Source organism: Xenorhabdus sp. PB61.4 (assembly GCF_963894935.1).
GTDB lineage: Bacteria > Pseudomonadota > Gammaproteobacteria > Enterobacterales > Enterobacteriaceae > Xenorhabdus > Xenorhabdus stockiae.
Genome location: NZ_CAWQJR010000015.1, coordinates 1 through 12,733, shown reverse-complemented (window position 1 = coordinate 12,733; position 12,733 = coordinate 1). Strand labels below are relative to the sequence as shown.

Sequence of the window (12,733 nt, the reverse complement as noted above, 5' to 3'; positions counted from 1 at the left end):
ATAAGTGTTCAATCAGAGTCATAGGTCAGCAATGAGAAGGAAAATAAATCTCATTAGATCATGTCATTTGCCTTCATTCAAGAAATGCTAAAAAAGTATGCTCGCACCCTGGCCGTTTGGTGAGGTTTAATGAAAGGGGATCAAGGAGTGGGTGATCAATATGGGACTTATTCTTCACGGGGTAAAGCCCCCTGTTATGATGCTGGAAACATGAGAACAGGATACTGATAAATCTTTGCGTTTTGGTGCGGAAATCTAGCCTTCCCCCTCACGGCACGAGGGGGGGGATAAAAAGTATCCTACGATTTTGATATCTTATTTAGCCTACTGCGTAGATCTGCGGGAGCAATATAATGAGTTGCTCGCCCTATTTTTGTGGGAAGAAATATCTTCATTGTTTCAAGTTCTTTCAGTAATTTTCTGGCTGTATTTTCGCTAACATCATATAAATTTTGAACCGATTTCACTTTAAATAATCTTCCGGGTTCTTTAACACCTTTTTTAATTAAGTCTTTCTGAATGAAATTCAACTTATTTTTATACTTTGAATTTTCCAATATATTAACAATTTCATGAAATTCGTTTGTTTTTACTTTCAAATACTCTTGTAATTCATCAAACGCACTTAGAATAATATTCACATTAAAATCGATGAAATAAGTTAGATCCCCATAATCTTTTTGAACATAAAGATATGACATACCATAGTCTTTAGCATGCTCCTTGATGACCTTACTTATTGAGATATACTCGAAAATATCATATCCGTTCTTTAGCATATACCAATAAAATATTGCCCTTGCAGTTCTTCCATTCCCGTCTCTGAAAGCATGTTCATACCCTATCATAAAATGAAGAATAATCGCTTTTATTACTGGCGGTATAAATTTCCTGCCATCCTCTCCATCATGATTTTCGTTAGCAAAAGCACATATTTCTTCTAATCTGTTTTCTAACTCTTCATGGTTTGGCGGGTAAAATAATGGATTATCATCATTTCCAATATAGATATCATTACTGCACCTAAATTCCCCCGGTATATTTTCGTTTTCAGATACACCATGAGTCGCTATTCTGTGAAACTCAAGCATTAGATCCCTTGTAAGGGGTTCTTGTTTTCTTTTATCCGCTAACCTTAATAACCTATAATTATTCAGAATCATTCTCTCATCAGGCGTGCTGGGTGCTAATTCCTCCTCTAGCATCTTTTTTGCATCAGCCCGGGTAGTTACTGCACCTTCCAATTGAGCGCTGGTGATAGCTTCTTCCATCAGTAAAGATGAAACTAAATAATTCTGTTGAACATGACCAGATGCTTGAGATCCTGCGATTGCGGCAACCTTACCTGCACCAAGTTGTACAATTTTATGCAACTTTGGTTCCAGCGAATCATGTATGCAAAAATGAAACTCATTTCCGTTTTTATCAAACAAGCCCATGCTTTTTTTTGCCTGATCTCTACGGAACTTTACCGCATACCAGATGTTTTTAGCTTCTTTGCTGGGAACTCGCCATTTAAGTTGACTCCAATGGAGGTATCTTCCTTGCTTATCAACAATATTGTATTCGCTGAGGTATTCCCCGAATTTAATAAAATCAATACTTGTAAAATCAAGCTTAGGTGATTGTTCTACAGGGTGTTTAGCCATATTACCTCAGATTTTAAAATTTGATGTATAGATAATTATGGCGTAAACCTTTAAGGGGATCAATATGAATAAATTAGTTCTATAAACTCTGGTGCTGTGGCAAAAATAAGTAAGATCAACCACTCAGATAAAGGTTGAGTTTTTCGCCTTCTAACTTATTGATATTTTTATTCATCCTCACTTTGAGAAAAAGCAGCAACCATAGTGATCCCCCGCAACAGTTGGTTAACTCCCTAATTCTTGTGAGACCGTCACTTTTGCCTTACGGTATAGCAGAATAACCATAATTTGACGTAGCCTACCTACTTCATAAGTAATGCAGTCTTGTCATTCATGCTAAAACGTTATGTCATATTATTTTGGTTCTGCTATAGAGTAATCCCCGATATGGGAATTCCCATTACGGAACAATTAACACTCTATGTTCAATAACGGGTATTCGGAACAACATTTCAAATACACACCTCACTAAATCACCTATCACCTATCACCTTTCAAATTATAAGCCTTGCTATAGTCGTAATCCGATTGAGATTGAAATTTGACCTAAGTAAGGTATCCGGTGAGTTAACAGAAGAACGAAATGACCTTTAACAAATAATTAAGTGAGGTGTTTATGTCTGACGTTAATAAGCTGGATCTCAAGTGTCCATTTAATCCAGACCAATATAATATTGGCGATGACAATATAACTGTCCCAGCCGGTACTTCTGCATGGGCGCTGAGCCTCGTGTATTTGGGAAAACAGGTACACCGTAGCGGTTGGAATGCTCCTATAGAGCACATGCGTCTTACTCATAAATCAGAGGTTGGTAATACAGATGATGGGGATGCTTATATTGAGAAGAGTGATAAAAACGGTTATTGGTCTCGCTGGACTCCAACACAAGAAGATTTGTTAGCTTGCGATTGGCAGTTGTTGGAATCGGCATGCCCAAAAGATAGCATGCTGGTTTTTGATCTTAATTTGGGAACTCTCAAGGTCGATTCAGATCGAGGCCAAATATGGGGATACCAAAATTTTGGAACTAACACCGGTATTTTAAATATAATCCAAAATAATATAGGGATTGTCAATATATTACAGTTTGATATGTGGATAGATAATTATATTGGAATGAAAACATTAGAGCTTGCAGTATCTACTGATGAAAAGAGTGATCTGGAAGTAAAAAATTTATTTATGAACAACCTCTATATCACAGTAGATCGAGTTACCTATAAATTAGGTTCTCCAAACTCTTGGGGGCAACAAGGTCGTTATACACGTAATGCTCATTATGACTACAATAGCAATATTGTAAAAAAATTAGGCGAAATATTAAAACAGACAGGACAAACCAAACGTTTCTGTTTAACTTGGCGTGATGAATAATTCACCCAATTATACATTCTGAATTCAAGGGGGCTGCTTAATGTGGCCTTTTCACGTAAAACCACCTTTAACACCTTGATATCCCTTATCTCCTGCATGGTGCAGGTTTAGCGCTATATTACGTTTCTGTTTCAAACGGATGCAATGGAAACGAACACAGAGGCTACCCTCTTTAAGAGGGTTGGCTAAAAGTAGCTCAGTATGTTTGATATGCCTACCTGCTACCTTGGTCCTCACTTTGGCGGGTTAATCAGCCAAACTTTCGCCCAATGAATCCGCTAAAAGAGAAAGTTGATTTTCCCGATTTGAAATCGGATAACGCATTGCCACTTTTGAATAATCGACTATGAAATTCAAGTGTATCAGGAGCCAGAATCAATAAAGCTGCCATCTTTAAGCGATAAAGTGAAATCTTCCCAACCTCCAGGAGGATCCCACTCACCCGAACCATAAATCACATTGTCTTCAATATCGTGAATAAGAACACCATCAATTGCACATCTCTTAGAGCGCCAAATAATACCTGTATGAATATTTATCAGGAACGTGTAACAGAATGACGTAACAAGAAAATCATCACTAAGCGTTTCAGAGCGAATGTTAGGAACTGAATATAAATGCCCTACATAGTCGTTTAAAAATATACTCTTTATACGATGTGTTTCTATGTCGAATAGATGAACATGCCTACCATGTAATATAGCTATTTTTTGTTCGCCAATTAGAATTTGCTTAAAGCATTGTTCACATAAAAAACCATCTTTATCAATTTCAGTATAAACATTGAGAATCAGGAATAACTGGTCATCTTTATAAATGGAAACTCTCTTGCTCAGTGAGCAATCATCTGCAAACTGATTAATATCTATACGCGGGATAGACTCATCAAAATGGCAATCAACACCGCAAAACTCCGCACTATATCCCATAAGTACATCCTGTAACTAACAAGAGAAAGAACTTCATGATACTGACTTGGTAGATAAACACTATTGGTCTTTAAGCGTCATCTATTTTTATTGCTTATTCTGGCTTTCAGGAACCGCCAAATTTCAGGGGAGTAAAGGACTACTATCAGAACTGACAATAACAGCATGAATTTGAACTCCAGACTGAACCCTCACGGACAAAGGTCACACGATTAAAGGCGACTGACAGCACCTGTACGGTTTCCCCGTTCTTGTGAGCGTAATAGTCATGGGGTTCAGGGTTGCGCATAATTCACCCCCTGACGGGAAACGAATATCAGGGAAGAGATACCCGCCAGTAGACGGGCTTCACCTTCGCTATCTGCCAGTACCGTGATAAGGCGCACCGGGTGAATATCCACCAGCCGTGGATTGCCTGATGCAATTAGGAATGTAAATTTGAGGCGAGTTTGGGTAAGCTGTGGGGTAGCCATAGCGTAAGTCTCCATTACGTTGTTGGTTAGCCCTCGTCTGGTACTGGTAATACCATTCGGGGGCGTTCTTTTTTCTGCTATTATGAATCTTAAGTGTGCACCACTATAGACATGAGAAGTGGTGTTCGTCAACACTATTATTTTACATTTTTTAATGTATACTGTGCACCACCACTTTATCATGGAGTCATATATGCCAACAGCAGACGTAAATAATAAATCACAAAAACTTGTATCACGTGTTCCACACAAAATAGTTGAGTTAATGGAAACAACAAAAGAAGCGGGTGAGAGCACAGGTAAGTACATTGTTGCAGCTATCAAAACAGAGGCCAAACGCCGCCAGCGCAAAGCCAAAGCATCATCTGAGCAGTAAGTAACCTCGTCAAAATTATTGACTTGGTTATCGGTATCGATACACCTGAAGAGGTGTGCCCAAAATAGAAGAGTTAAAGCAAGGGATTAAGTCGTTTTGTCCAGCCCCTTGCGCCCAAGCAACACATTGAAAGGAAATGAGTTTATGATTTTTGTCCAGCGTGAAAGTGCGCTAACTATCACAACCTATGCTCGATTTCCTTTTTACCGCCGCCATCGCGTTCTACCTGCTCTATGAAATGAACCTTCGCCGAAATAGGAAACCAGCCCACCGAAGGCTCGCCAGCCATAACTGGTGACCTCGAAGGCTCATTTCGATAGGGTTAGGTTCGGTGTAATTGAGATGCGCTTTCGGTGCGCGGTGAAAATAAAAATGCCACCAGTTCGTATGCGTAGGGTACGCGGTGAGAACGAAGTGGCAGCATGAGTTATCTGTATTCCTTTAACCACTCAGGGAATGGGTAAAGAAATATTGGGATTAGTTTTGTGCATTAACTGAGTATTAATAATTGTTCATTTATTATTCAATAAGGATAAGGTTATTAAACTTATCCATTTCTTGATAATAACGTTTTGACTGGGTAGTAAAATGAAAAAATATCTTCTTCTTTTCCTGTTGATGGGGTCAGCAACTTTAGCCTCAATGCAAACTTATGCCAATACACTCGCCATTGACTGCAAATTAGATCCCGATACGGGAGATATAATTTGCAAACTCTAATAAAATCAGTAGGACGGTAGCACTCCCGCCGTCCTTTCATCCACACTGCGTCCTAACATAATCCTGCAAATATCTCAGTTTTGCCCGGTCGTTGATGATGCCTTCTCGGATATCAAGAACAGCTTGTCCAGTTTCTCTACTGAGTTCGACGGTGGTTGCATCGCCCACGCTGACGGAGGAAGCGGTTTCAGACACGGGACAGGTGGCCTTGATGCGCAGCTTGCGACGACCAGCGGCAACATCAGTCCGAAGAGTATCAATTTCAGTCTTGGCATTGGCGAGTTTCTTATGTAGATTTCGTCTAATTTTGCAAGTTGTTCAAGACGCTCTTGCTGCTTATTGATGGTAATGACCTGTTCGTCATACTGTCGCTTTAACCTACGGTATTCTTCTGCCTTGTCCTGATACTCACTGTAAGAACCAGAACAAGCCAGAGACAATCACCAGGGCACTTAGGGTGAAGTACTGGCTGTTGAGTTTCATTTCACCCGCCTTATTGGGTTCGTGTTGTTTTACCCTTACCTGTTTCAGCTAGAACAAGATCAAGAACTAAGTCGGTAGCCTGCCCGATTAAGCCTCTTATCTTGTTTTCATGTTCAGGTCTGACCTTCTTCCATTCATTGAGTCCCGTACCAAACACACTAGCGAGCTGCTTGTCTCTTTTTAACTCAGCACAAGCCTGATTCAGTTCTTCCATCACGTTACGTTTACGGGGATTAACAGCGATACCTTTTGTCCAGTACTCATAAAGCACGTCGTCGCATTCGCCCTGATAGCGGATTACTTTATCCCTAATTTCAGGCTTAACTTTGTTTGGGCTGATGGTTGCTAACCAACCTGCTAGCTTACGGAGAGCAAGGCAAGTCATTAACTGCAAACCACCTTTTGTAGGTGTTGGGATTTCCTCAACCCCTTTTTTAAAGCGTTGTTTTAACTTAGTATATTGCCCTGCCCAGTCCATTCCCATACCTTCAACAATGGGTCTCATTGGCACGTAAGGCTCATTGTTGTATTCCACAACATAAAGTTCATCGTCATAAAAAGGGACTGTAATTGTATGCATCTTGCGTATTCCTATAGAAATAAGAGCCTGCTGACGTAGAAATATCGCCCATGAGAGGTCGCCACCTAGCGATACATCTCAGGCTCTATTTCGATAAGCTCATGATTGGATTTAGCGCACGTCAGTACGCCGATAAAAAGAAGCCCCGCAAAAGCGAGGCTCAGAATTCAATGTGGTTTTTCGAATATCACGTAGGATCTCATGACAAAAACATCTGGCGTTCAGATGTCCTGCGCTTAGTCAGACCACTCATCACCTTACCTGCTGCCTTATTCCATCTCTGGAACTCATCGGCTGCCCCTTGGTAATCACCGGCATTGAGCTTCTTCAACAAGGTAGAACGGACAAAGTTACCCGCACCACAATTGAAGATGAACGAGCACAGCGCATCAAACTGACCCTGAGTCAGTGATACCTTCACGACTGATTCAAGGGTAAGGTAAATAGGCTGAAGGTCATCATGCAGGAATGCTTCGGCCTGCTGTTCGGTGATAATTTGCCCTGGCTTGACGTCTTTTGTGTGACCATAGCCGATTGTCCACGGAATACCACCTGTCGCCGGATCGGGATAGGCTTTCAGTTTCAGGCCTTCATATTGCTTGATGAGGCTCAATCCGTTCTCGCTGATTTTCATCTGTGTACCCCGAACTTGTTTTTAAAGAAGGTAAAGACCGCATCAAGCATTGACCCAATCTTCTTGGTACCCAAAAAGCCAATGAGGACACCGAAGAACTGAGCCAGACTCAGCGGTAACTGTGCATACTCCAGCGCGTTAATAATCCCCACACTGATTGCCGCACAGATAAAGGCTTCAACTAATGAGGCTTTCCAGCCTGAGCCATCCCTTTTCTCCCGGGCAAATGCGGTCGATGCCGCCAGAAACATTCCACCCAAAAAAGGAGCATTGATAATTAACCAGTCCCAGACATGCGCCCATAACTCCGTGTCTTTTTCAGTCATACGCATATTTCCACCCCATCAGAACTATGGGCGTCCGTGGGGTGAGTCTGTGGTCGCCCCTGTGAGTTGTAGTAAATAGGATGCCAACCGCAATAGGAGATACTGAGGTTATGGGTGTGATTGCGGTGGCATAAATAGAAAAGGCCGCATTCAGCAGCCTTGAATTCAGGGTGTAGATTTATTTCCAGTTGAAGCAAAAATGAATTGGAGTTGTATTGCCTACGTTTTGTTTCAGGAAGTCGCCTAAATTTGGCGCATCTGAATTGCTACTATATGTTCCGAAGAATTCAAATTTTTGTTGACCTATCATACTTCCAGGGATAGCACTCCCAAGATGATAAGATGCTCCATCGACAGTCACAGTAAGCTCTTTTTGAAGTAATGTTACCATCTTCTGATAGCTGGATGGATTGGTATCAGAGGACACTCTAATATCTATGTTCGGGCCGGAACTATCCCAAACGAAATATGAAAATTTCATAATATCAGTTTTATTTTTGAGATTAGTTAAAGTACCGAAAGGATTTGCAGGGTTGAGTTCATTGTCAGCAAGATATCCCCACATCTGTTCTGAATCAGGCCATGTCCAAGTCCCTATCTCAAGATCAAAAGACAGCATGCATTCAACTGGTTTTGGTTTTATCTTCACTAGATTCCAATCGCAAGACATCATATCGTCTTGCGTAGGCTGCCAAGATGTAAGTTCACTATTTTTCTCAACTATCCCTATCTGAGGCGGAATATTTTTACCATCATTGCTCGTTGAACTAGGAATAAGTTTTATATATTCACTAGAGGGACTCCAACCATCACGACGAACCCAATGCCCTAAATACACTTGAATTATTGCCCATGGAAAAGTACCGACTGGGGGTAAACCGTCAACTTCAAATTCAACATTAACGGCCTTCGTTTTCTTAACCTTATATTGCTCAGGATCAAACGGACATTGTTTATTATCCAGCTTATTAACATCAGACATAAACACCTCACTTTATTATTCGTTAAAGGTCATTTCATCCTACTGCTAACTAGCCAGTTAATATTACTGAGGTCAGATTTTTATCTCAATTGAATAGCCTGTAACAGAATCAATACACCTTAAAATAAGGTGGCGCATTATAAAGTTTGTCTGTTAGTCGAGTGCGTAATTCAGTGAGGTGTATATTTGAAGTTTGGTGCTGATAGTAAAGCCTCGTTTCGTGAGGCTAACGGTCAGGGATATCACACTGACACCGGATGCAAGATAACATTGCCACAATGGAAATGTGTTTTGCGTTCTATAGGGATCGAGGTGCTGCTCATATCAACCAAAATCACATCTAACACACTGATTTAAACATGGTATATGGTGCTGCTCGACCCTGATTGACTTGTGGAGGCAGGTGCTGATCTCCTGCATCGGTTTCTAGATACTCTCAGGGGCTTAGCCTAATCCGCAGAGGCCGCCTCTAGATGGTGTGCGGTACATCCGACAGTCCATACACTGCCAATCAGCCTTGGCATTCTCCACAAGGGTTAAGATGCCTTCTCCATGCTAAGCAAGGATAACAAGTGTTATCAAAAGGCACCTTACCGTTGTGGAAAACAAAAAACCCCGCACTGGGCGAGGTTTAAATATTCGTAGTGAGTATAGTTACAAGTTCCCACCATTTAAAGATGATGGACCAAGGCCGGACAAAATGCAACTGTTTATTTTGTTACCTCATTAAATGCAACTTCGGCGCGCTGTTGTTCTGAGTAGCACTTCTCCACCAACTTTTGGTAAAACGGTTTCCAGTTACGCCGCCATGTTCTTTCGTTCAGTTCCGGCAGGTAGACTTTGATTGCAGTATAAGCGACTGACGAAGGTACTTTGCTGTACCCCCTCCCTGAGCAGCGTGGGCAGATTTTATGCACTGGTGCGCCTTGCAATGCAGTCTTTTCCTCATCGAGTACTAAACCTCGCCCCTTGCAGCGACACCGATTGATAGAATACCTTTACCCCATGCGCTTCATCATGGTATTCATAGCCATCTCACTAAGAGGTTTTTTATAATCTGTTCGGCTGGGAAATACATATTGATAATCACCGCTGATTGGAATTAGTTGTTGAAGCAGAGTCATTACTTGATCGGACAAAGGCACACTATGCGGTCTACGCATTTTCATTCTTTCGGCAGGAATTTGAATAAGCCTTTTTTCCAGATCAACTTCACTCCACTCTAACTTTCTTAATTCACCGGGGCGCAATCCCGTGATAATTAAAATTCTCAGTGCGTGTCTAACAATCTGGCTGCCCATGTGTTTATCAATGGATTTCAGGAATTCGGGTAACTCGTCAACATCAAGGTGCGGATAATGCTCTCTTTTATGAGGAATAAAAGCACTGGCAAGATCAGTGGCGGGATTATATTCAGCTCGACCTGTGATAATTGCATACTTCCAAACTTCACCACAACGCTGACGGACTTTTTTTAATTTCTCTGTAGCACCCCTTTTTTTCCATTCTCGTAAGAACGTCCAATAATTCCAAGGGTTTTATATCTGCTATTGGCCTATCACCAATATAAGGGAAGACATCATTTTCAAAAGCACTCATCATGTCAGCACGATACCCTGCCGACCACCTATCTTTGCGTTTTTCGTATCATTCAAGAGTGATTTTTTCAAAAGTGTTTTCAGACATTATGGTGCTTTCTCGCTTCTTCTGTTTCCTGTCTTAAGAAGGATTAACGCCACCAGCAATCATAGAGCGGTACTCTGCGGTTCTTTTCCTTGCTTCCGCTAAAGGCACTTCAGGATAAGTACCTAAAGATAGCATTTTTTGCTTACCTTCAAAACGATAACGGAGTCGCCAACCTCTGGAGCCATTCGGTTCTATTAACAACCAAAGCCCATTTCCATCGGAAAGAGTATAAGCCTTTGCTTCTGGCTTAGATCTCTTAATTGCCACGTCTGTTAGCTTCATCATTTCACCCATGTGTATAGGAAGATGTATAGGAAAAACTATACACAAAACTATACACAATTTCATGTCGCTTTCAGGAGATGTTAGGAGATATCAGGAGACTTGAGCCTGTTGTTATTAGTTGATTTTACTAGGAAAAATAGAGGAGGAGAGCGCAATACTGGCATGTTAACATATTAATATTTAATGAATTAATTTTATCAAAAATGTCACATACCCCCAGTTGTACCCCCACATTATTTTGCTACGTTAAATCTGGTCGATTGTGCGTAGAAATTAGATTTATAACTTTTTAATCATCACGTTAAAGCAAAAAAGCCATGAGATTTGAAAATGGTCACATTTGGCTGCCATTTCACGCTCAAAGCTTCATATAAACATTTATCATTTTTACGAACTAGATCACAAATTAAAACAGGTTATTCCTATGGCTTAGAGCGGGCTTTCCTTTCTAATAATTCTCCAGTATGAGAATCGAAATAACGACTTGGCCAGATTTCTGAGGGATGGATGCCAAGATAATCAGCAATTATCCATTCGCCTTTAGGCCAAGGCCTACTGAATGCGTTTGCTAGTGTAGATGAACTAAGTCCTGACTCACGAGAAACAGCCGCTAAAGTTGTACCGCGTTTACGTAATGCGGCAATAATATCGGCCTGATGCCAATCATTTTTAACATTGTTATTCATTCCTGCTACCCCTTCCATTAACTAATATTGATGGTGGCGATTCAGACAGGGTTCGCAGTACCGGTAACGTCCAACCGGCGAGGCCAAAGCCTCCCCCGCCTGAATCACCATTGAAAGGGTGATAGCAAGCACACTGGTAGAAATTTCCTACCAGTGTGGACGTTAATTCAAGGCTGCGAAACCCTGACCAATAGATTTTGCTAATGGCGGAGGAACTTTAACTGATTGTTTTATCTGAATCAATAACTGGACGACTAAGTTTTACGACTATAAACCCGCTCGACATATACAGACAGCGATCCGAATGCTTAATACTTCAAGCAACCAGTCCAACAATTTTTTTACTTATACCTGACAACATGCAATCTCTGGCGCGCGACAGTTCGGACAAAACAAAAAATACTGCTTTGCCCTTGACCGATATCTGTGCGCCAGAGTGAACGCAAGTTGAGGTATTGCGGGGTATCGGTTGAGTACACAGTACTGCCGCCTGCGTTTGCAGGTCATCCCCACCGGCTAAAGGCCAGCCTCGATATCGTCAATTTCTCCTTTTGATACTTTTTCAATCTATAAAATACAGTGTCAGATTCACTGGGTGGTTAATCAGGCCGGAGCCTGTCAGGATTGCGTGGTGCTTGGCTGTGGCGTCACTTTCAGCGGTAAACCGACAAAAAGTGACGCCTTGAGTTCTGTGAACAATCAGCAAAAATCGTGCGAACATTGAAGTGCTATCAGGCACAGCAAAACGCCGTAAGGTTAAATATCAAAACGGTAGTCATGTTAATGGATTAGCTGTAGAAAAATTGTCTGTTGAATAATTCAAACAGGGATAGGTAAAAGTATGAACGGATGCGCAAAAGCTATCCTGTTGTTCATTGAAGAAAAATAGGATTTATGTTGATTTGAAATTCCAGTGTATGAACCCACGTTCACTACACTTTGGTAACAAGATAAAGATATCCTTTTGGGTTATCTATTAGTTTAAGAGATCTTCATTGCCAGACGAGGGTTTAGGTGTCTTGACAATATCTGCTTCCAAAGGTGGGCAGATGTACCACGATTCTTGCTCTCTCTTTCAGGCTACGAGAGTTTTTTTGCCATTATGGCTGACCATCTATGATGGTGAGTAAGTTCCACTAATATACTGTATGCTTTTGCTAACAGCAATAAAGAAAAATAATAAAAAGCAACTTTTTCACACATTGACACCCCATAAATTTCATACCACTACGTTAAAATAATAAAGATGATATAAATCATAAAAATGATTTTTTGTGATCTGGTTCAATTGGATTTATTAAATATAACTATGTATATTATCTATAATGTTCAATTTAAAATGACATGGTAAAAACATGGGATATCTTAAAATAAGAAACGTAGCAAGCTATCATAAAACTGAATATTTAGAGTTGGATTTATCAAAAAAAATAACTTTAATATATGGTCAAAATGGGAGTGGGAAATCAACTATCGCAGGTTATTTTAATCATTCTAACTCAGAGAAATATAAAGAATGCAAATCCAATTTAAATGAAAACTATAATTA

15 protein-coding genes and 1 pseudogene are annotated in these 12,733 nt (G+C 40.6%); 3 read left to right on the top strand and 13 right to left on the bottom strand.

Translation table 11 applies throughout. The features are described 5' to 3' along the window. Positions 1–299: 299 nt before the first annotated feature. On the bottom strand, positions 300–1,649 hold the full coding sequence (locus AACX68_RS01960; protein WP_228860429.1) for a Fic family protein: 1,350 nt from the start codon (positions 1,647–1,649) through the stop codon (positions 300–302). Positions 1,650–2,265: 616 nt separating this feature from the next. Between AACX68_RS01960 and AACX68_RS01955 the strand changes: the two genes are divergently transcribed. Next, positions 2,266–3,024, top strand: a complete 759-nt coding sequence (locus AACX68_RS01955) for a Thoeris anti-defense Tad2 family protein (protein WP_228860428.1) — start codon at positions 2,266–2,268, stop codon at positions 3,022–3,024. Between the two features lie 362 nt (positions 3,025–3,386). Here AACX68_RS01955 and AACX68_RS01950 read toward each other — a convergent pair whose 3' ends face one another. From AACX68_RS01950 to AACX68_RS01940, 3 genes are all read right to left on the bottom strand, one after another. After that, positions 3,387–3,953: a hypothetical protein gene (locus AACX68_RS01950; protein ID WP_228860427.1), complete on the bottom strand. Its 567-nt coding sequence runs from the start codon at positions 3,951–3,953 to the stop codon at positions 3,387–3,389. A gap of 145 nt (positions 3,954–4,098) precedes the next feature. Next, on the bottom strand, positions 4,099–4,242 hold the full coding sequence (locus AACX68_RS01945) for a DUF4222 domain-containing protein (protein ID WP_228860426.1): 144 nt from the start codon (positions 4,240–4,242) through the stop codon (positions 4,099–4,101). Continuing rightward, complete coding sequence (locus AACX68_RS01940; protein ID WP_228860425.1) at positions 4,229–4,426, bottom strand: hypothetical protein; 198 nt, start codon at positions 4,424–4,426, stop codon at positions 4,229–4,231. Before AACX68_RS01940 ends, AACX68_RS01945 begins: the two co-directional genes overlap by 14 nt. Before the next feature lie 193 nt (positions 4,427–4,619). Here AACX68_RS01940 and AACX68_RS01935 point away from each other — a divergent pair, with 193 nt between their 5' ends. Beyond that, positions 4,620–4,802, top strand: a complete 183-nt coding sequence (locus tag AACX68_RS01935) for a YlcI/YnfO family protein (protein WP_228860424.1) — start codon at positions 4,620–4,622, stop codon at positions 4,800–4,802. A gap of 794 nt (positions 4,803–5,596) precedes the next feature. On the opposite strand, the gene AACX68_RS01930 is transcribed toward AACX68_RS01935, so the two are convergent. From AACX68_RS01930 to AACX68_RS01890, 9 genes and pseudogenes are all read right to left on the bottom strand, one after another. Continuing rightward, entirely contained in the window at positions 5,597–5,764 is a 168-nt protein-coding gene (locus AACX68_RS01930; RefSeq protein ID WP_370630327.1) for an Rz1 family lipoprotein, read from the bottom strand. Between the two features lie 251 nt (positions 5,765–6,015). Then, positions 6,016–6,585, bottom strand: a complete 570-nt coding sequence (locus AACX68_RS01925) for a phage antirepressor N-terminal domain-containing protein (protein WP_228860423.1) — start codon at positions 6,583–6,585, stop codon at positions 6,016–6,018. Positions 6,586–6,784: 199 nt separating this feature from the next. Next, positions 6,785–7,219, bottom strand: coding sequence for a lysozyme (locus AACX68_RS01920; RefSeq protein ID WP_228860422.1), 435 nt, complete (start codon positions 7,217–7,219; stop codon positions 6,785–6,787). Further along, positions 7,216–7,551, bottom strand: a complete 336-nt coding sequence (locus tag AACX68_RS01915; protein ID WP_228860421.1) for a phage holin, lambda family — start codon at positions 7,549–7,551, stop codon at positions 7,216–7,218. Before AACX68_RS01915 ends, AACX68_RS01920 begins: the two co-directional genes overlap by 4 nt. A 172-nt stretch (positions 7,552–7,723) precedes the next feature. Beyond that, complete coding sequence (locus AACX68_RS01910) at positions 7,724–8,527, bottom strand: DUF2829 domain-containing protein (protein WP_228860420.1); 804 nt, start codon at positions 8,525–8,527, stop codon at positions 7,724–7,726. A gap of 710 nt (positions 8,528–9,237) precedes the next feature. Further along, the gene (locus tag AACX68_RS01905) at positions 9,238–9,516 is read right to left on the bottom strand and encodes an antitermination protein Q (RefSeq protein WP_370630326.1); all 279 of its coding nucleotides are present in this window, start codon (positions 9,514–9,516) and stop codon (positions 9,238–9,240) included. Between the two features lie 12 nt (positions 9,517–9,528). Further along, positions 9,529–10,495: pseudogene (locus AACX68_RS01900) on the bottom strand (tyrosine-type recombinase/integrase); the annotation flags it as partial. Between the two features lie 425 nt (positions 10,496–10,920). Further along, positions 10,921–11,184 carry a helix-turn-helix domain-containing protein gene (locus AACX68_RS01895; RefSeq protein ID WP_099123491.1) on the bottom strand — a complete coding sequence of 88 codons (264 nt, stop codon included), beginning with the start codon at positions 11,182–11,184 and terminating at the stop codon, positions 10,921–10,923. Between the two features lie 562 nt (positions 11,185–11,746). Continuing rightward, entirely contained in the window at positions 11,747–11,923 is a 177-nt protein-coding gene (locus AACX68_RS01890; RefSeq protein ID WP_228860418.1) for a hypothetical protein, read from the bottom strand. A 616-nt stretch (positions 11,924–12,539) separates the two neighbouring features. Here AACX68_RS01890 and AACX68_RS01885 point away from each other — a divergent pair. Beyond that, on the top strand, positions 12,540–12,733 hold a 194-nt coding region (locus tag AACX68_RS01885), incomplete at its 3' end, for an AAA family ATPase (RefSeq protein ID WP_228860417.1).